Source organism: Streptomyces sp. NPDC003034, assembly GCF_053591375.1.
In genome coordinates this window covers 82836-101341 of the sequence record NZ_JBSFTS010000024.1, presented here as the reverse complement: position 1 = coordinate 101341, position 18506 = coordinate 82836, and the positions used below count along the sequence as shown (strand labels likewise).

Annotated in this window: 17 protein-coding genes and 2 pseudogenes; 4 read left to right on the top strand and 15 right to left on the bottom strand. The window is 71.2% G+C overall.

Annotation, left to right across the window (positions count from 1 at the left end):
* A pseudogene (locus tag ACWDX7_RS22680) lies at nucleotides 1-127 on the bottom strand (helix-turn-helix domain-containing protein); the annotation flags it as partial.
* A 138-nt stretch (nucleotides 128-265) separates the two neighbouring features.
* A pseudogene (locus ACWDX7_RS22675) lies at nucleotides 266-451 on the bottom strand (CorA family divalent cation transporter); the annotation flags it as partial.
* A gap of 462 nt (nucleotides 452-913) precedes the next feature.
* Between ACWDX7_RS22675 and ACWDX7_RS22670 the strand changes: the two are divergent.
* Nucleotides 914-1447, top strand: coding sequence for a hypothetical protein (locus ACWDX7_RS22670; protein WP_451493124.1), 534 nt, complete (start codon nucleotides 914-916; stop codon nucleotides 1445-1447).
* 7 nt (nucleotides 1448-1454) lie between these two features.
* Here ACWDX7_RS22670 and ACWDX7_RS22665 read toward each other — a convergent pair whose 3' ends face one another.
* The 13 genes from ACWDX7_RS22665 to ACWDX7_RS22605 all read right to left on the bottom strand — a co-directional run bounded on the left by ACWDX7_RS22665 (nucleotide 1455) and on the right by ACWDX7_RS22605 (nucleotide 15998).
* Nucleotides 1455-2696 carry an erythromycin esterase family protein gene (locus tag ACWDX7_RS22665; protein WP_451493125.1) on the bottom strand — a complete coding sequence of 414 codons (1242 nt, stop codon included), beginning with the start codon at nucleotides 2694-2696 and terminating at the stop codon, nucleotides 1455-1457.
* Between the two features lie 74 nt (nucleotides 2697-2770).
* Nucleotides 2771-3709: an LLM class flavin-dependent oxidoreductase gene (locus tag ACWDX7_RS22660; protein WP_451493126.1), complete on the bottom strand. Its 939-nt coding sequence runs from the start codon at nucleotides 3707-3709 to the stop codon at nucleotides 2771-2773.
* Between the two features lie 37 nt (nucleotides 3710-3746).
* The gene (locus tag ACWDX7_RS22655) at nucleotides 3747-5531 is read right to left on the bottom strand and encodes an ABC transporter ATP-binding protein (protein WP_451493127.1); all 1785 of its coding nucleotides are present in this window, start codon (nucleotides 5529-5531) and stop codon (nucleotides 3747-3749) included.
* Nucleotides 5528-8662: a lantibiotic dehydratase gene (locus ACWDX7_RS22650; protein WP_451493139.1), complete on the bottom strand. Its 3135-nt coding sequence runs from the start codon at nucleotides 8660-8662 to the stop codon at nucleotides 5528-5530. The genes ACWDX7_RS22655 and ACWDX7_RS22650 overlap by 4 nt, the downstream gene beginning before the upstream one ends.
* 5 nt (nucleotides 8663-8667) lie before the next feature.
* Nucleotides 8668-9966, bottom strand: a complete 1299-nt coding sequence (locus ACWDX7_RS22645; RefSeq protein WP_451493128.1) for a lanthionine synthetase C family protein — start codon at nucleotides 9964-9966, stop codon at nucleotides 8668-8670.
* Between the two features lie 140 nt (nucleotides 9967-10106).
* Nucleotides 10107-10292, bottom strand: a complete 186-nt coding sequence (locus tag ACWDX7_RS22640) for an FDLD family class I lanthipeptide (protein WP_451493129.1) — start codon at nucleotides 10290-10292, stop codon at nucleotides 10107-10109.
* Between the two features lie 165 nt (nucleotides 10293-10457).
* Nucleotides 10458-10778, bottom strand: a complete 321-nt coding sequence (locus ACWDX7_RS22635) for a response regulator transcription factor (protein WP_451493130.1) — start codon at nucleotides 10776-10778, stop codon at nucleotides 10458-10460.
* Nucleotides 10775-12652, bottom strand: a complete 1878-nt coding sequence (locus ACWDX7_RS22630; RefSeq protein WP_451493131.1) for an ABC transporter ATP-binding protein — start codon at nucleotides 12650-12652, stop codon at nucleotides 10775-10777. The genes ACWDX7_RS22635 and ACWDX7_RS22630 overlap by 4 nt, the downstream gene beginning before the upstream one ends.
* Nucleotides 12649-13089 carry a lasso peptide biosynthesis B2 protein gene (locus tag ACWDX7_RS22625; protein ID WP_451493132.1) on the bottom strand — a complete coding sequence of 147 codons (441 nt, stop codon included), beginning with the start codon at nucleotides 13087-13089 and terminating at the stop codon, nucleotides 12649-12651. The genes ACWDX7_RS22630 and ACWDX7_RS22625 overlap by 4 nt, the downstream gene beginning before the upstream one ends.
* Complete coding sequence (locus ACWDX7_RS22620; RefSeq protein WP_451493133.1) at nucleotides 13086-13337, bottom strand: lasso peptide biosynthesis PqqD family chaperone; 252 nt, start codon at nucleotides 13335-13337, stop codon at nucleotides 13086-13088. The genes ACWDX7_RS22625 and ACWDX7_RS22620 overlap by 4 nt, the downstream gene beginning before the upstream one ends.
* Nucleotides 13338-13347: 10 nt before the next feature.
* The gene (locus ACWDX7_RS22615; RefSeq protein WP_451493134.1) at nucleotides 13348-14964 is read right to left on the bottom strand and encodes an asparagine synthase-related protein; all 1617 of its coding nucleotides are present in this window, start codon (nucleotides 14962-14964) and stop codon (nucleotides 13348-13350) included.
* A gap of 181 nt (nucleotides 14965-15145) precedes the next feature.
* The gene (locus ACWDX7_RS22610) at nucleotides 15146-15265 is read right to left on the bottom strand and encodes a keywimysin-related RiPP (protein ID WP_451493135.1); all 120 of its coding nucleotides are present in this window, start codon (nucleotides 15263-15265) and stop codon (nucleotides 15146-15148) included.
* A 259-nt stretch (nucleotides 15266-15524) separates the two neighbouring features.
* Nucleotides 15525-15998, bottom strand: coding sequence for a GntR family transcriptional regulator (locus tag ACWDX7_RS22605; RefSeq protein ID WP_451493136.1), 474 nt, complete (start codon nucleotides 15996-15998; stop codon nucleotides 15525-15527).
* A 320-nt stretch (nucleotides 15999-16318) separates the two neighbouring features.
* Between ACWDX7_RS22605 and ACWDX7_RS22600 the strand changes: the two genes are divergently transcribed.
* The 3 genes from ACWDX7_RS22600 to ACWDX7_RS22590 all read left to right on the top strand — a co-directional run bounded on the left by ACWDX7_RS22600 (nucleotide 16319) and on the right by ACWDX7_RS22590 (nucleotide 18505).
* Nucleotides 16319-16792, top strand: a complete 474-nt coding sequence (locus tag ACWDX7_RS22600; RefSeq protein WP_243339092.1) for a helix-turn-helix domain-containing protein — start codon at nucleotides 16319-16321, stop codon at nucleotides 16790-16792.
* 61 nt (nucleotides 16793-16853) lie between these two features.
* On the top strand, nucleotides 16854-17369 hold the full coding sequence (locus ACWDX7_RS22595; RefSeq protein ID WP_451493137.1) for a hypothetical protein: 516 nt from the start codon (nucleotides 16854-16856) through the stop codon (nucleotides 17367-17369).
* Nucleotides 17366-18505, top strand: coding sequence for an MAB_1171c family putative transporter (locus ACWDX7_RS22590; RefSeq protein ID WP_451751440.1), 1140 nt, complete (start codon nucleotides 17366-17368; stop codon nucleotides 18503-18505). The genes ACWDX7_RS22595 and ACWDX7_RS22590 overlap by 4 nt, the downstream gene beginning before the upstream one ends.
* Nucleotide 18506 lies beyond the last annotated feature (1 nt).

The following is an 18506-nucleotide window of genomic DNA, read 5'->3' as shown; positions in this document are numbered from 1 at the left end:
CGCTGGGCGGTCGTCGGTGAGACCTGGAAGCGCTCGGCGGCCCGGCGGTAGGTCCAGCCGTCCTGGACCACGCAGCGGGCCAGCCGCAGCCGTCCAGTCTCGGTCAGGGTGCATTACGGTGGGGCATGAGGGCCTTCTGTCGTTCGGTGGAGATGTCGCAATCCACACCGAACCCGGAAGGCCCTCACGTTCAAGAAGCCTCAGCCGAGACCTCCATCACCCGTCCACAAGCTCCCGGGGCAATACACCTAGTCCGCCCTGCCAGCTACAGCCAGCCGCGCTTCTTGATGATGACGTAGAGGCTGACGCAGACCACCGCCATCAGCAGGATCGCGAAGGGGTAGCCGGCAGCCCACTTCAGTTCCGGCATGGTCTCGAAGTTCATGCCGTAGATCGTGCCCACCAGCGTGGGGGCGAAGAGGATGGCCGCCCAGGAGGAGATCTTCTTGAAGTCGTCACCCTCACGCGGCTGACCTGTGGAAAGCGCGCGGAGAGGCCCTCTGATCTGCGGCGATCAGCCTTTCCGTCCCTTTCACCGTGCTGCCCGTTTGTACGGCCGATCCTCCCCAGCCGCTCCCCAACGCGGCTTCGTTCTCCCCAGATTCTCCCCAGCCGCGGCTGCCTCTGAAGACGGATCGCCGCTGGTCGGGACCGCGAACCGCCTGGCGTGACCGGCTACGCGACGTAGTGGCAGTGAGGCAGGAGTAGGTGGCCGTCATTCGCTTGGCGGCAGCTCGTGGCTGGGTACGGCTGCTCGTTCACAGGGGAACAACCGCTGCGCTCCTCGACGCCCAGGCCGCGGCGCCGCTCCTGCCCACCGGCCCGCCTCTGGCCGGAAAGGGAACCGGCCCTCCGCGTCCGGACGAGACTGAGGGAAGACGATCACCAGGATGAACAGGAGGCAAGGGTCCCGATGAATCCGTACGCGTACGTGCCCGCCGACGATCCGCTCTTCGGCGCGGTCCGGATCGAACTCGACCACGAGGCCGGGACGCTGGGCGTGAGCGGGGACGGTCTGCCGCCGGTCGACATCCGGCGGGCCCCGAACAAAGTGCCGGAGAGCCATGTGCCGATCGGGACGCGCGACCCCGAGCACCTCACTCTGCTCGTCGACGGTGCAGAGGAGAACCTGCGGCCGTCCAAGGGATTCCTGACCCGGCGCTCGTACCGGGTCGAGGTCGTCTCAGCGGCGCGGGAGTGCCGCTATCTGCTGGTTCCGGACTCCCTCGGCACCAGCCGGCTGCTGCGGGACGAGCGGCTGCTCGGCGTCTTCACATCGAGCGGCGACGGGCGCGTGTCGGTCGACTGGGAGGCGGAGGGCGAGTCCGAGCGTGCCAGGGACCCGTACGACGCGTCCGTGGGGTACGGGCTCGCTGCGGCATTCGGCACCGGTGCCGACCCGATGTGGCAGCTCACTCTGAACGCCGCACTCGACCTGTGGCCGTGAGAGAACCTCAGTCCTCCGCCGGGGGCAGCAGGTGGGAGCAGGTCGAGCGTGCTACGAACGCGATGCCGTCGTAGTCCTCGGCCGGGACGAGCGGGGCGGTGTTCAAGCGGTAGAGGAACCGTTGGACGTTGGCGCCGAAGCTGCGCTGCGCGTGCGGGGCGTGCAGCCAGGTCGCGGGGTCGCCGGGGGAACCCGCGGCGCGGAGGTCCGCGTAGTAGTCGCCGGGTACGGCGTGCGTGAGTCTGGCCTCCAGGGAGCGGAGGCCGGTGCCGATGCGGTGGCGGGCCGGCGGGCGCTGAAGGTCGTTGCCGCGGCGGGCCAGGAAGGAGCCCTTGCCGAAGAGGAGGGCCAGCGCGTAGTAGGCGTTGCCGTACCGTTCGCGGAGTCTGCTGCCGAGGGCCGGCACCTGGTCCCCGTACGTGCTCTTCGCGATGTGCCCGTTGTGTGCCCAGACCATGACGCGCGCCTCGGGGTCGTCGTCCACGAGCCGTGCGACGGCCTCGGCCATGTAGCGGTCACGCGCGGCGTACACGCCGTCCTCGCCGCCCGGGGCTTCGAAGGGCCGGGTCACCAGGTCGGCGGCGCGGACCAGGATCCGCGCGTGTTCCAGAGCCTCGTCGGCGTCGTCGCCGGTACCCGACCGCTCGACCTGGTCCGCGACGAGGCGGGCGATCTCCTCGGCACGCCGCAACAGGGCCTTGTCCGGGTCTGGGAGCGAGCCCGGGCGGGCCCGCACTAGCACGTCCAAGGCGCCCACGCGCCCGGCCTGATCGGGCGCCGTCCGGCGCAGAAAAGCGGCGACGGCCGCGACCGAGTCGGCGCAGAGCTGGGGGTCGGTTCCCACGAAGCGGATCCGGCGCCCTTCGGGCAGGTCGCGGTTGTGGGCGCGCAGCCACTCGACGAGGTCGACCATCTCGCGGGTGCGCCAGGTCCAGAAGCCCAGCCTGGCGACGAGCCGTTCGGGGGAGCCCGCGCCGTACCGGACGTACGCGTCGAGCGCGCGGGCGGCGGACTGGCTGGCCTCCATGGCGAGGGTGGTGAACCCCTCCTCACAGACCAGGAACTCCACGATGCGGTGCTTCAGCCGGAAGAACTCGCCCGTGCCGTGGGTGGATTCCCCCAGGCCGACGATCCGTGTCCCCCGCAGTGCCTCGCCCAGGGGTTTCAGGTCCTCCACCGGCGCGCCGGGGGTCAGGGTACTCAAGGGGTTCGCGTGCTCGTTCAGCCATCGGGCGATGTCGTCGGGCACCGTCTTGCCTCTCCTCACCGCGTGCGGGAGGGCGGCACGCGGTGATGCCCCTGCCTCTCGCACCCGTTCATGGTTCAGTTCGTCGCCTCCCGGCAGGCCGCGAGGATCTCCTGGAGGTCCCGTACGGCGTCCGGTCGGCCATGCTCGGAATACACTCCCGCGACGTTGACGACAACTTCGTCCACCCCTGCCCGATCGAATTCGGCCAGCTGTGCGGCGATGTTCCCGGGCGTGCCGTAGAGGAAGACTCCGGAGTCGACGAGGGCACGGGCGCCGAGGCCCGGGCGGCTGTGGTGGACGCGAAGGCCGGCGCGGCGCAGCATGTCGCAGTAGTGCGGCCCGGCGAGGTGGACGTGGGCCGCTGCGAAGGCGAGCCGGTAGGCGTGGCGTCCGGGACGGTCGACGGCGGCGTGCACGACGGTGACCATGCGGGGCACCGGGCGGCCCGACTCGGCCGCGCCCTTCGCCATGGCGGGCAGCAGGGTGTCGCGGACGTAGCCGGGCGGGGTCATCCAGCTGATCGCCGCGTCCGCCGCCCGGCCCGCGGCCCGCGCGAGCGTCGGCCGGAGCACACCGAGCCCGATCTCCACTCCCGGGTGCGGCAGGCCTGGCAGACCGAGGGAGGCGCCGAGGCCGGGTCCGGCGACTCCGTCCGCGGTGCCGATCAGGCGCCGCACCTCGGTCAGGTATTCCACACAGGCATCGCGTGGGCTGTCGTACGGCTTTCCGTGCAGTCCGGCGACGACGTCGGGGGTCGCGGGACCGAGTCCGATGGTCGTGCGGTGTCCGGTGAGGGCGGACAGGGAGCGGGCCTGGATCGCCGCGTCCAGCGGATGCCGCAGCGGCATGAGGGCGACGCTGGTCCCGACCGGGACGCGGTAGCCCATGCCGGCCAGGTAGGCGAAGACCTGCTGGGTGTCGGCGCAGAGGGACTGGCCCTGCCAGAGGCGGGCCGCGCCTCCGTCGCGGACGAGCGCGGCGAAGGGGGCGACGTGCCGGGGGTCCGTCGGCATGGCAGGGTACAGGACGGATACGCGCATCACTCGGCCTTCAGGGGGACGCGGCTTCGGTCAGGTAGCCCGAAGCCTGGATACGGAAGAGCCGGGCGTACACGCCGTCGGCCCTCAGGAGGTCATGGTGCACTCCGTCCTCGATGACCTTGCCGTTCTCCAGGACGACGATCCGGTCGGCCATCCGGACCGTGGCGAAGCGGTGGGCGATGACCAGGGAAGTGGCGCCGCGGGCGACGTCCTTGAGCCGGCCGAAGATCTCCGCTTCCGCCTCCGCGTCGATGGCGGCCGTCGGCTCGTCGAGGACGACGACGGGAGCGCGGCGCATGAAGGCTCGACTCAGGGCTATCTTCTGCCACTGGCCGCCGGACAGCTGGTGGCCGTCCTCGAAGTGGCGGCCGAGCGTCGTGTCGTAGCCACGGGGCAGCGCCTCGACGAACCCGTCGGCGCCGGCGGCCCGTGCCGCCTCGGCGACGCGCGCGGTGTCCTCGCGGGCTTCGACGCTGCCGAAGCCGATGTTGTCGCGGACGGGCAGCTCGTAGCGGATGAAGTCCTGGAAGATGACGCCGATGTGGCGTTGCAGGTCGTCGAGGTCGTACTCCTCGATCGGGACGTCATCGACGAGGATCTGGCCGCTCGTCGGCTCGTAGAGCCGGGTGAGCAGCTTGACCAGCGTCGTTTTGCCGGAGCCGTTCTGCCCCACCAGCGCGACGCATTCACCCGCGGGCAGGGTGAAGCTGACGCAGTCCAGGACGACGCGGCCGGTGCCGGGGTAGACGAAGCGCACGTCGCGGAACTCGATGCCTTTGCGGAGCGTGTCCGGGAACGGGCGGGTGCCGCCCTTGATCTGACGCTCAGGCAGGGCGAAGAAGTCGAAGAGATTGCCGAGGAACAGGCTGTCCTTGTAGAGAGCGGCGATGCCGAGCAACATGCCGTGAGCGGAGACCTGGATCGAACCGACGGCTTGGAGGTAGCCGGCGAGCTGGCCGACCTGTCCGGCGTGGGTGGTGGTGTGGATCGCCCAGAGCACGGCGCCGGAGGAAGCGGCGACGCTGAGGAGACCGAGGACGCCGCCGAGCACGGACTGTCGGCGGGCGAGACGGCGGTCTACGTCGAAGAAGGCGCGGATGAGCCGGGTGTAGAGGTCCACCAGGTGCGGGCCGAGCTGGAAGAGACGGACCTCCTTGTAGGAGTGGTCGGTGGTGGTGAGGTGCTGGTAGTAGTACACGCGTCGCCGGTCGGCGGTCCGGTCGTACTCGATCTCGTACGCCCTGTGGCTGAAGAGCATGTACGAGACGACGGACGGCATGGGCGAAAGCAGGATCACCAGGGCGATCCAGGGGCTCCAGGAGAACAGCACCACGCTGACGGTCACCAGGGTGACCAACTCCCTCGCGACCTCCAGGAGCTGGGTGAAGACCTGGTAGACGCGGCCTCCGCTGCTCTCCTGGAAGGCGCGTTGCATCTTGTCGTAGACCTCGGCGTCCTCGTACTGCTGGAGGTCGAGCATGGTGCCCTTGCGCATCACCCATTCGCCGATGCGAGCGGTGAGTTCGAGCCGCAGGAGAGTGTCGAGGTACTGCAGGAAGGTGCCCAGGACATGGCTGGCGAGGCCCACCCCGAGAAGGGCGGCGCCCGCCATGAGCGCGGCCCGTCCGGCGTCCCGGTCGCCGGTGACGGCGTCGGCCACACCCTGCACGGCGGCGGCGACCAGCCCGATCTGCGCGGCCGGTATGAGGGCGAGGAGGAGGGAGACGCCGGTGAAGGCGGATACCCGCAGTGGGCTGAGCCGCCAGAACAGCGTACTCACGCGCAGCCAGATCATCGGCCCTCCCTCTCCCTCGCGGCCGTGCGGCCCCGGACGGCGCGCCGGACGTGGGCCCACAGGACGTGGCTGCGGGCCTCCCGTTGGAGGTCGATGGGGAGGAGCCGGTTGATCTGCATGTGCGCGAGGCTGGCGAGGATGGCGTCCTCGGAGCCGACCAGGAGGCCACGGCGGGCCGCCTCGCGGACGGCTGCGGCCGTCTCGGCGACGGCGGGAGCCTGCGTGGCGAACGTCTCCTGGAGGAGCAGCCGGTGGGCCCGCCCTTCCTCGTGCGGGTCGCGCTCCCACGGGCTGAGGAGTTCGCACAGGTAGGCGCGGTGTTCGCGGAATAGGGTCCGGGTGTCCCGGACGTGGGCCTCGTCGTGGCCGCCGGTGTGGTGGGTGAGCGCGCCGCCCGGCGGCACGCCCCACTGGGTGTGAAGGGTGTCCAGAGCGGCGACGGCGAGGAACTCGGGCCTGATGTCGGGCTGTCGCGACAGCAGCAGGGCGGTGGCTCCGCTGTTGGCCGCGAAGAGCCGCTCGGCCGTGTCGAAGACCTCCGGGCCGCCGTAGCGGGCGATCTCCGGTGCATAGCCTGCGAGCTCGAGGTCCATGGCTAGTCCGCGGGCGACGAGATCGCGTCCCCACGCGGTGACGTGGGTGAGGGTACGGTCGGCGTCGGTGCCGCGGACCCGCAGGCGCAGGTGCGGGAAGGGGTCGGCGTAGCGGATGTAGAACCAGCGGTCCAGCAGTCCTTCGCGGCCCAGTCCCGCGACGAGGTCGAGCAGCGGGCCGGCGATGATCTCGTCCTGCCGCTCGGGGGCCGCGTAGACCTTGAGGAACGTCCAGGCGCCGCCGGGCAGGTGGCGCTCCACGGGCACCTCGCGTCCTTGCCGCGGCACGGGAGCGCGGGTGACGCGTTCCGCGTCGCGGGCGAGGACGGGCACGACCACCTCGGCGGCGTAGCGCTCGCCGTAGGCGTCCTGGAGCCACATGCCGTCGAAGGACGGCAGCATCTCATGGAGGACGAGGGTGCCGCGCGTGTCCAGCTCCGCTCGGAGTTCGGCGAGGCAGGCGGGGTGGCCGAGGTCCAGCAGCAGCCGTTGGTCGGATTCGACGAGATAGACGTGGCGGGGCACGTTCCAGCGGCGGCGCCAGCCGTCGAGGTCGTCAAGCGGGTGCGCGGACGGTGGGCCGGCTGCGGGTGCCGCGAGACCGGCCCTGCCGTGCGCGTCCGCGGTGTCCGTGGTCGCGGGTCCTGCGGTGAGCCGCCACTGCGCGGGGCGCAGGACGATCTGCCCGCGGGTGACGCGCGGCAGGAAGGGGGCCGCTTCGGCGGGGCCCCAGTGGAAGCCGGAGGGCATGATGCAGCCGTCCTGGGAGGCCTCGAGCAGGAACCGGGCCACGTTCGGCGCCATCGTCGGGCTGAGCATGTGGTGCTGGGCGACCACGACCTCCCGGTCGAGTTTCCGGGACCACAGGTGGAACCGGTCCCCACTGACGCCGACGAGGATGTCATCGAGCGGGAGGACCTGGTCAGGGCCGACGGACGGCGCGGTGTTGACGGGGATCTCGTACGGCCGGACGGAAGGGCGCAGGGTGATGTTGGCCGCACGGCCGTACGGGGGCAGGAACGCGAGCTCCGCGTAGGCGACGTCGGGGAAGAGCGCCTCCTCGGCGCGGGCGTATCCGCGCAGCCGCTCGGAGGTGGACTTGCCCAGCAGCTCGCTGAAGCGCCCGAAGGTGCGGCCACCGTAGGTGAGGCTGTCGTAGCGCAGCACGGCCCGCCAGTCCCCCCGGTCGAGGGCGGCGCGGTCGGCGGCGTGCAGTTGCAGGTAGACCTCCATCGCGGGCGGCGGGTCGGGCACCGGCCCGCGCGGGGCGAGGCGCTCCAGCCAGGCGTCGGTCAGCTCGACCTCGAAGGACCTGTCCCACCAGGCCTGCTGGGCGAACTCGACGAGCAGGGCGTCCAGTCCGGCGGTGTGCTCGCGCGTCGCCGCCGGCAGTTCGATGCTGCGCGGCGGATTGGTGTAGGTCGGCGGGGCGTCGAGCCCGGTGTCGGGGCTGAGCAGACCGAGCACCGGGATGCGGGTGCCCTCGCCATAGCGTTCGGTGAACTCCTTGCGGTATCGCGTGAGGTGGTTGCCCCTGCCGTGGGCGGCGCTCAGGCGCACCAGGACGCCGACGGCCTCGGCCGCCGCCTCGCCGATGGACGCGTTCAGGACGGGATCGTCCAAGTGCAGCGCCGTGTCGGCCTGGTAGGAGCGGCCGTCGTGCCCGGGGACGAGGTCCTGCTGTGCGGCGGCGAGTCGGCGCAGGGAGGCGGCGTCGTCCGCCCGGTCGGCGAGGTCGGCGACGGCGCTGAGCCGGTCGGCCGTCTCCTGCGCGGCGGGGATGCCGGTGAGCCTCTTCAGGACGTGGTGTTCGGGCCGCTCCGCGGTCTGCGGGGGCCTCAGGTCGCTGATGAGGAAGCCGAGGTCCCACATCTGCCGGACCAGGCCCTCGACGGTCTCGGCCGTGACCTCGGGGAAAGCGGCGACGAGTTCGGCGGTGATCCGCTCGTACGGGACGGGAGTGGCGGAGGTCCGCATGACGAGCTCGACGGCGGGTGTGGCCCGGATGCGCACGGTGCGGGCGTCGTGCCGACCGTACTTGTCGGCCTGCGGCAGGACCACGCGGTCGCCGGCCGTGTCCGCCATCGGGTTGAGGACGAGCCGGAGCCTGCGGAGCAGGTCGTCGGATTCGTCGAGGCGCTTGATCAGCCCGAGCAGCCAGCCCATGTCGGCGCGCACGCGCAGCCGGTGCTCCTCGGGCCGGCCGAGCCGGGCGGTGGTAGCGGGGCCGAACTCGCCCATCGCCACACCGGAGAAGGCCCCGAAGGGCGTGGGCCGGGTCGCCATGCGCGTGACGTAGCGCAGCAGCCCGGAGTGCAGCCGGCGCAGGCGCTTCTCGCTGAGGTCGCCGATCCGGTCGAGACTGTCGGTCATGTCCTCGCTTGCGACGAGCAGAGCGCGCGTGACGTCGGGACGGCGGGCGAGGTCGACGAGGGCCCGCGGGGTGTCGTCGGGGTCCGCGGTCACGTCGAGCCAGGTGCGGGCGGGCAGGGTCGGGGAGCGCAGGAGGAAGAAGCCGACGGGCTCGTACGGGGTCATGGCCGTCACCGGCCGAGGAAGGCGCGGAACCAGTCGGGCCGCCGGTCGCCGGTGGCGGCGAGCAGCGTGAGCGCGACGCCGGTGACACCGGTGAGGAGTCCCGGGTCGTCGACGGGTTTGCCGGGCTCCTCCAGGTCGGCGAAACCGAGCGGGCGGTCCGGCTCGTGGCGGTCGAGGAGGTCCCCGACCAGTTCCGGCAGCCGCTCGCGGGCGGCGGCGCTCCAGGGGGCGAACTCCAGTGTCAGCACGACCAGTCCGGCGAGGCCGTGGCAGAGGGTCGGCGACAGTGGCCGCAGGTCCCCGAGGCGGGCGAGCGCACCCTCGAAGGCGGTGACGGCTTCGGCGCGCAGTTCGTCGTCGCGGGTGGCCTCGGCGACCGTGAGGAGGGCGCCGGCGACGCCGAAGGTGCCGTAGCACCAGGCGATCCGGTCGTGCACGCATCCGGCGGAGACCTCGTGGCCGTGTTCGTCGACGGGCGTGCCGTCGCTCCACAGGGGGCCGTGTGCGTCGGTGTCCGCCTGTGCGCGGATCCAGCGGCTGAGGGCGGTGACGGCCTCGAGGTGGCCTGGGCGGCGGTTGCCCGCCGCCCAGGCGGCGGCGAGGGCTGCGGCGATGCCGGGGACGCCGTGCGAGACACCGAGGTTGAGGTACCCGTAGGGGTACTTGACGAGGTGGTCGGCGACGGGCGGGTAGTACGCGGGCATGATGAGCCAGCGTTGGGGAGTGCCCTCGGTCTCGGCGGGTCCGGTGAGCCAGATGAGGTAGTCGGCGAGGACGGCGGCGGCCTCGGCGACCCGCTCGGAGGGCTCGGGGACGGAGCTCAGCTGGGCGAGGGTGCCGGCCGCGCCGGTGACGAGGTCGTAGTCGAGGTCGCTGACGGCCCGTTCGGTGCGGTGCGGGGGAGCGGCGCGGACCTGTTCGGCGAGCTGGTCCGTGAGCCGGTCGAGGCTGGGTCGGAAGCGTGGTTCGTCGCGGGTGACGTCCGCGAGGGCGAGGAGGAGGCCGCTGGTGCCGGCGAACAGACCGTGGTGCTGGAGAGGTTCGGTCTGGGTGGAGAGGACCGCCTCGCGTATGTGGCCGGAGGCCGTGTCCAGGTCGCCGAGCCCGGCCCGGGCGGCGTACAGGTGAAGCAGCGCGGAACCGGCCTGGCCGTGGGCAAGACTGGGCGGATACCAGGCGCCGGCGGTGTCGCTCTGCTCGGCGGCGCGGAGCGCGAGCTCCTCGACCTGAGCGGTGGTCGTGGTCTCCCTCAGAACCTGCCGGACGGCTGTCCGCGCGCGGCTCACGAGGCCGTCGTCTGTCACGCGGGCCCAGGTTTCGGTACCGTGGTGGGTGAGGTGCATGGTGGTCGACCCCTGTCTGTTCGGCGTGCATCTCTCGCTCTGCGACGACAGGTGCTGCCGTGTCTCGACCACGGCAGCACCCGTCGGGACTTGGCCCGTGGCTACTTGCCGCCCACGCAGAAGGTCGTGCAGAGCGAGGTGCAGACACAGGTCTTGCTGGCCTGGCAGGTCACTCGGGTGCAGACGGTGCGGGTGGCGATCCCCGAGATGGACGGCGGGGGCGCCTGCTCACCGGTGGGGCCGGCGGGGGCGGCGATCCGGGCGTCCAGGTCGAATGCGTCAGTCATGTCTTTCCTTTCGTCATTCCGCCCGGCGAATTGATTCGCCGGGGGCTCCGGAGGTTTTTCCGGCGCCAGGGAAATCATGTCGAGCTCCTTGCGTCCGTTCCATTGGCCGTGGCGACAGTATTCGCCGTGGGCCCGGATTCCGAACGGATGGCATTTCGGAACTCTTTACGGACCAAGCCGGTTCCCGGCGTCCGCGTGCTCCGTGGAGAACACGTACGAAGCCAGGCAGACGGCCAGGCGTGACGAGAGTTCGAGTTTCTCCATGACCGCGGCGACATGTGCGCGCACGGTCCGTTCGGTCACGTGCAGCCGCTGGGCCATCGTTTCGTTGGAGAGCCCTTCGGCGAGCAGGAGGAAGGTCTCCTGCTCGCGCGGGGTGAGTCGGCTGACCCGTTCCAGGGCCGGTGTCCAGTGCGGTGCGCCCGGCGCGCGGTCGCCGGCGGTTGCGTGGGGTGCGGTGGGGGTGCGGGGAGTGGTGGGGCTCACGGTGCTGCGACGCTCCTGTCTGGGGCGGGCCGGCCGAGCGGCCGCGTGAGGTGGTCGGTGGTCAGCCTGCGATAGAACGGGTTCTCAGCGAGCAGTTGTTCGTGCGTGCCCTCGGCGCCGACACGGCCGTCGTCGAGGACGACGATCCGGTCGGCCGCCCGGACGGTGGACATGCGGTGGGCGACGACGAGCAGGGCGCGTTCCCGGGAGATGTCCCGCAGGACGTCGGTGAGTTCCCGTTCGTTGATGGGGTCGAGTTGCGACGTGGGTTCGTCGAGGAGTATGAGGTCGGGCCGGGCGAGCAGGGCGCGGGCGATGGCAACGCGCTGGCGTTCGCCGCCGGAGAGGTTGAATCCCCGATCGCCGACTTCTGTCTCCAGTCCGTTCGCCAGACGTTCCACGAGTTCTTCGAGATTCACCATCCGGAGCACTTCCCGGATTTCTCTCTCATCCGCCCCGGGTTTCGCGTAGACGAGATTGTCCCGCAGGGTTCCGTACAGCAGGGGCGCGTGTTGCTCGACCAGGGCGATACGGGCCCGGAGGTCGCGCGGATCGATGCCCCTGACGTCGGCGCCGTCGAAGAGGACGTGTCCGCCGTCCGGTTCGTGGAACTTTTCGGCGAGGGAGACGATCGTCGTCTTGCCGGCGCCGGACCGGCCCACCAAGGCGATGAGCCCGGTGCGCGGCACGGAGAACGAGACGTCGCGCAGTACAGGACGGTCGTCGTACGCGAAGGAGACCCGGCGCAGTTCGAGGAGCGGGGTCGCGGGCGACGCGGCAGGGCCAGGAAGCGGTACGGGCGTACCGTCCTCCGGGTCCTGCTCGACGGGCAGGCGCAGGACGTCCTCGATCCGGCGGAGCGAGCCGAGGCCGCGCTGGATCAGGCTGAGCGCGTTGAAGAGGCCTGCGAGCGGCATGACCAGGTAGGTCGCGAACAGCAGGAACGCGACGAGTTCGCTGACGGACATGGAGCCGTCGGAAACCCGGACCGCGCCGACGAGCAGGACGAGGAGGAACGAGCCGTTGACCGCGATCTCCATGGCGGGCCCCACGACGGACCCGAGCTTCGCGGAGCGAACGCCGGCGGTGAAGGCGGCGTCGATGTCCGCGCCGATGCGCTCGGCCTCCCGGTGTTCGGCGCGGGCCGCCCGTACGGTCCTGATGCCGCCGAGGGCGCGTTCGAGGTCGGCGGTCATGGCACCGACACCGGCGAGGGCCTGCTCGGTGCTGGTCCGGATGCCGGCCATCACGCCCGCGACGAGGACGGCGGCGACCACCAGCGTCCCGGCGACCACGAGGAACATGACGGGGTCGATCCACAGCATCAGTCCGGCGGCGCCGACTCCGGTGATGGTGACGGTCACGAGCTGGACGAAGCTGCCCGCGACCATGTCCCGCAGCATGGTCGTGTCGGTGCCGACCCGGGAGAGCAGGTCGCCGGCGCGCCGGCCGTCGAGTTCTCGGAGGCGGACGAACAACAGCCGTTCGACGAGCCCGCGGCGCAGGCGCCGGACCACGCTCTCGCCGGTCACGTCCAACAGGTACTGACCGGCCGCCTCGAGGGCGGCCTGGACGAGGAAGAGAGCGGCCAGCGTCACGCCGAGCGCGGCTACGGCCCGGTCGGCGGAGACCCGGTCGATCAGACGCATGGTCAGCAGCGGCTGGAGCAGTCCGAGGGCGGTGCCGACGAAGGTCAGCGCGAGCGCGGCTCCCACGGTCCGGCCGCTGCCGCGCAGCAGGCGCAGCAGATCACGGGTGCCCGGGCGGGCGCCGTCGGCGGGGTTCTCCCCCGGGTGCGCCTTGGTTGCGGGCCCGCCCTCGGTTCGCCGACCGGTTTTGGTTGCCGCGCCGGACGGATCCGAGTGTTCGGTCATGAAGGGCTCCTCTCCTCGCTCCCGGAGCCCACGGTGATCAGCCTCCGGAAGTAGCTCTCCGGCAGTTCCTCGCCCACCAGTCGGCCCTCCGCCTCGACCCATGCGTGGGCGCCGAAGGGCGGCGCGGCGCGGACGCCGACGCACCACGTGGGCCACTCGCCGCGGGCCCGGCACAGCAGGGCCGTGGCGACCGAGCGCGGCAGGCAGCCCTCGCGGCCGGCGCAGACCGCGCTGACCGTGGTGACGGCCCGCCGAGCCCAGTGGGTCCGGTCGTGGCCGGCCGGGCGGGCCCCGCGGGACACCACGCCGAGCACCCGCGCCAGCCGGGCCGGCGGCAGGAGCAGCAGGGGTCGGCCCACCGCCACGGCGAGGCGGGCTCCGGCGCGCTGAGCGAACGACGTCCCGTTGTGGGTCTCCGGGACCGGATGGAAGCTCACGGGCTGACCAGCCGGGCGTTGCGCAGGGCGGAGAGCAGGGCGCTCACGTCGGCCTGCGCCCGGTCCGCATCGACGTCGAACCGGGCGCACAGGGCATCGGCGATGTCCTTCGCCGGGGTGCCGGCGAGCAGGCCCGCCAGGACCGAGCTGCCGGTTGGATTGAGCTCCCAGTACTCACCCGTTCTGCCGTCGAGCAGGACCTTGCCGTAGTCGGTGTCCACCACGGACACGTCCTCACGCAGTTGCATGGGTTCCCCTTCAGATGGTGCGGAGCCAGATCTCGCAGGCGAGAGTGGCGTCGAGGCCGCCGTGCCGGAGTTCGGGCGACGAGGGCCGCATCGTGATGTCCAGGAGCTTTTCGGCGTCGACCAGTCCGGCCTTGGCGAGCAGCGAGTCCCGCCACAGCTCGGCGAGGCGTTCGCGGTTCTCCCGCAGCCCATTGGCGGCGTCGGCCGAGGCCTCGCCCTTGGTGGTGCGGCGCAGCAGCGCGTCGGGCATCCGGCCGCGCATCGCGCGCTTGAGCAGCGGTTTGAACTCCCAGGGCGTGGCGCGCTCCTCGGAGCGGACCGACCAGCACGCCTCGACGACACGGTCGTCGAGGAAGGGGCTCGCCAGCGGCAGCCCGCTGTGCTCCGCGACCTGGTGCAGGACGCGGGTGGTCCGCGTGCCGTGGTGCAGGGTGTGGATCTCGTTGTGGAGGGCGCGGGTGGTGCCGCGCGGCTGTGCCGTGCGGGCGGCCTCCCGCAGGCTCCGGCGTACGGAGGCGGCGGCGTCGGCGGAGGCCCAGACCGGCAGACGGGGCGGGATGTCCCAGCCGAAGACGTCCGGGCTGTGCGGGGCGGGTCGCGGGGCGGTGACGTCGTCGGCGACTTCGGCGAGCCACCGGCCGTAGGGGCGGCTGTCGGCGAGGACGGCCAGGGTCTCGCGCAGCGACCAGCGGTTCTGGGCACGATAGCCGCGGATGCTGCGCAGGGCCGTGAGGGGACGGGTGGTCAGCAGGTCACGGTGGTGGGCGGGATGCCCCCACAGGACGTGGTCGCCGCCCATGCCGGTGAGGTGGAGGCGGGACCCGCCGGCGAGGAGCCGGTCGTGGCCGACCAGCTGGCGCGGCTGGTCGAGGATGGTGGGGAGGGGTTCGTCGACGGGTCCGCGCACGTCCAGTAGACCGCTGTAGAAGAGCGGGATCTCGTCGATGTCGAGCAGGATGTGCTCCAGGCCGTCGATCTCGGCGGCGGCGAGTCGGGCCCAGTGCACGTCGTCGTCGCCCGGGTCCCTGCTGGGCATGGTGAGCGCGGGTAATGGTGCGGTGCTCACGCCTGCGGCGAGGGCGCAGACGGTGGTGGAGTCGAGGCCGCCGGAGAGGTCGGCGCTGACGCTCCCGGCGATGTCCACCCGCAGGCGTACGGCCTCGTCCAGCGCCGTGCGGAGCGCCTCCGCACCCTCGGCCAGCGGGACTTGTGTCTGCGGGGGCTGCCACCAGCGGACCGTCCGGGGGGCCGAGCGGCCGAAGCGCAGGAGTTCGCCGGGGACGACGGAGTGCACACCGCGCCACAGGGGCACGTCACCCAGCGGGTCCGGGACGGAGTCCAGCAGCCGCAGGGCGAGGACGTCCTCATCGACGGGCGCGTCGAACAGCCGGGCCAGGACGTCGGCGCGGTTGGCGGCGACGGTGATGCCGTCCTCGGTGGCGTGGAAGAGCCGGCGCATCCCCGAGGCGGTGCCGTGCGCGTGGATCTCGCCGTGTGCCTCGGCGATGACGTGGAAGTCGCCGGGGAGGCGCGCGGCGACTTGGTGGACCGTGCCGGGATCGCGCACCCCGGCGATGTGCGCGGTGAGTTCGGGTGCGCCGACGGGAGTGTGTCCGATGAGCGCCACAAAGAGTCCTTGGTCGTTTCGGGCCTGGACGGAGGTGGCCCAGCTGCCCAGCACGAACGGTCTTCCTGACGGGTGTGTGAGGGTGCGTTCGCCGCGTATCCCAAGTCGGGAGGCCACGGCGAGGGCGGCCTCACAGTCCGGAAACAGCGCGAACCATCCCTCGCCGTGGCTTGTCATCGGACTACCAGCCCAGGGGCAGACGGACCTTGGGCTCGTGCGGTCCGCGCTTCAGGAATCCGGTGTCCTTGCGGAAGTCGCCGGCCTTGGACAGCGCCGGAACCTCGTAGACCTTGTTGGCCATGGTTTTCATCCATTCTCGCGTGGGTTGCTGACGAGACGACCCCGTTTCCCGGGATCTCGGTGGCCGCCTGGAAAGATCCTCGGCCGGTGGCCACCCTCCGCTCAAGGAGCAACCGGTGGCCGACACGGTCCGCGATCGGGGCGGCCGGGCTGCCCGGCACCTCTTGTCAGGGGCCGCCACCTGGCAGAAGAGGGACCGGCGTGAGAAGGGTCCGCCGGTCCGGGCGTGCGGGATCAGCCTGGTCTTCTTGGCCTGTTGGCTACTCTCCGCTTAAGCTTCCTTGGCTCCATCCCGGCCTGCGGCCGCGCACCGCCGGCAGCCCGCGCCGCGCCGCCCTCCCATTGCGGGCGGCCATCCTGGGCATCCGTTCGATGGCGGAGATGATGGCGGCGCGCGGGATACCCGAGACGTCTGCGAGGTTGACGACCCGCTGGAGTTGGTCGGAGATGTCGTCGAGGCCCACGGGGAGGGAAGTCGGCAGGACGACAGCACCGCGCCCGCGCCCGAAGTCCACGACGCCTTCGCTGCGCAGCATCCGCAGCGCCCGGAGGATCGTGTTCTTGTTGGCGCCGTACTCCTTGCCGAGCTGGTCGGCGGGCGGAAGGTACTCCCCCTGGGGGTAGAGGCCCGACGCGATGTCCATCCTGAGTTTCGCCCGGATCCGGGCGTAGAGCGGTATCTCGGCGGCACTGCTGTGGCGTCGGATGTGCCCCGTTCCAGACGCAGTTGACATGTGCTGCTCCCCCTTCTGGCTCACGTTGTGCTCAAGCACTCGCGCCACGCCGCCGGCTCGCCGGGGCGGGGGACGGGGGCAGCCGGAGGGACGACTCCCGCGTGGTCGGTGCGGAGCCGATGGCTGCCTTCGTCGTTTCCCCCAGGTCCGGCATCGACCCATGTCGATTCTTGGGTAGACCGTTCTTTCACGTCGGTTGACGGCCGGTGCAGTTGTACCGTAGTCCGCACCTTGACGCTCTTCAACCAGTGTGGCGATAGTGGACGTTGCACCGATTCATCTGAGTGGAAGAACAGAGCTGGCCAGACCAGGGGGGCGTCATGCCAGAGGAGCCGGAACACGGTTTCGCCGACAAGCTGAACCGGCTCTTCGAGACCGTCAGACCGGATCCCGACCACGAGTACAGCAACGAGCAGGTGGCCTCCGCCATCCGGGACACCGGGGTGTCGATCTCGCAGAGCTACATCTGGCAGCTGCGGAAGAGCAAGAAGACCAATCCGACGCTGCGTCATCTGCAGGCGCTGGCAGGTTTCTTCGGGGTGTCCACGGCCTATTTCGTGGATGACTCGGCCACCGCGCGCATCGAGGAGCAGCTCTCGGCCCTCGCCGCCGCGCAGGCGCGGCTGCACGAGGCGTCGCAGGGCAGTGACGTGAAGCTGATGGCCATGCGGGCGGGTCAGTTGTCGCAGAAGCACCGCGAACAGGTGATGGATCTGCTGGACGTGGTCTACCGCCTGGAGCAGGCCGAGGGCGGTCCCGGCCGAAACGATGGCCTGAATCATCCTGGATCATGATGGTCTGACGTCATTGGATGGAATTTCCAAGCCCCAGGAGATTCACCAACGGAGTTGGCCCGTGACCGAACGTACGTTGCGCAAACGATGTCGGAGCATCCTCAGGCAACTCGGCATCACTGCTCCACTGCGGGTCCCCGAGCTGTGCCGGCTCCTCGGTGAACACCGCGGACGGCCGATCCGGCTGGTCCCGTACTCGCTGTCCGTCCCCGGCCCGTACGGTCTGTGGATCGCCGGCGCGCAGGCGGACTTCATCTTCTACCAGAAGGAGACCAGCCAGGCGCACCAGGACCACATCGTGCTCCACGAGGTCGGGCACATCCTGGCGGACCACGGGAGCGACGAGTCCGAGGACGCCGTCTGGCAGGAGGTGCTGCCGGACCTTTCGACCGAGGTGATCAACCGTGCGCTCCGGCGCACCTCCTACGCCGAGGAAAGGGAGCGGGAGGCGGAACTCGTCGCCACGATCATCCTCGAGTGGGCGTCGGTCCTGGACCGGGTCACGCCCCGCGCGCCGGGTGACATCTCGGCCCGACGGGTGCACACGGCGCTTGCGGACCGGCAGGGGTGGTTGTGACCGTGCTGTCCCTGGTGCTCGCCGTTGTTCTGTACGGCTCGCTGCTCTGGACGGGGCGGCAGGTCGTACGCGATCCTTCCGACCGGCTGCTGGGCGCGGTTTTCCTTTGCATGTTCAGTGCGGGTCTCTCCTTCCCGTTCGGCCTGCCGGTAGTCATCCGCCTCATTGACGGGCTCGCCGGGAACGGCACCGCGAAGCTGCTGCAGAACCTCTGCCTGCTCGGAGCCGTGTACTTCCTGGGGTGCTTCTTCATTCACTCGGCGTCCGACCCGGCCGCGGCCCGGACGCGGGTGCGGTGGCATGCGGTGCCGTTCGCCGCGACTGCGGTGATCGCCTCGGCAGCCATGGCCGTGACGCCGCACGCCGAGCGGGGCCATACGTACGCGACGGCCGACATGCGGGTCCCTGGTGTCGCGGTCTTCTACCTCTCGGCCGGCGCCTACCTCACGTTTGCCCTGGCGGCGGCGCTGTTCTGGACGGTGCGGTACGCGCGGCTGGCGAGCCGGCCGTTGGCGACCGGGCTGCGGATGGTGGCCGCCGCGCTGACCGGCATGGTGCTGGCCTCGGCGGTACGGGAGTGCCTGACGCTCGTGCGCCTGCTCGGCGGCGGTGTGCCCCACCCGGTGATCACCGGCGCGAAGCTCCTGCTCGACCTCGCGATCCCCCTCTTCGTAACGGGCGTGGTTTACCCGGGGCTGGTGACGCGCTGGGCCAGTATCCGTCTGTGGTGGCACCACGGCCGCGTCTACCACAGGCTGGCCCCCCTCTGGGAGGCTCTGCACCTGGCGTTCCCGGAGGACGCACTCGGACGCAGCGGGGGCGGTCGCCGCTGGGACGCGCTGAGTCCGCGGGGGGTGCACCGGCGCTACTACCGGCGTGTCATCGAGTGCCGGGACGGGCTCGTCCGGATCAGTCCCTATCTGGCGCTGGAGGCGGCCACCGCCGACGCCGAGGCACCACTCACGCCCGAGGTCGCGGCGCGCCATCTGAGGAGCGCGTTGCGGGCGTACGCCTCCGGAAAGGATGCGCCCTCCCAGGCCGTCCCGGTCGCCCTGCCCGGCGAGGGCGACGGCAGTCTGGAGAGTGATGTACGGCAACTGATCCGGCTGTCCGAAACTCTGACAGCGCAATTCTGAA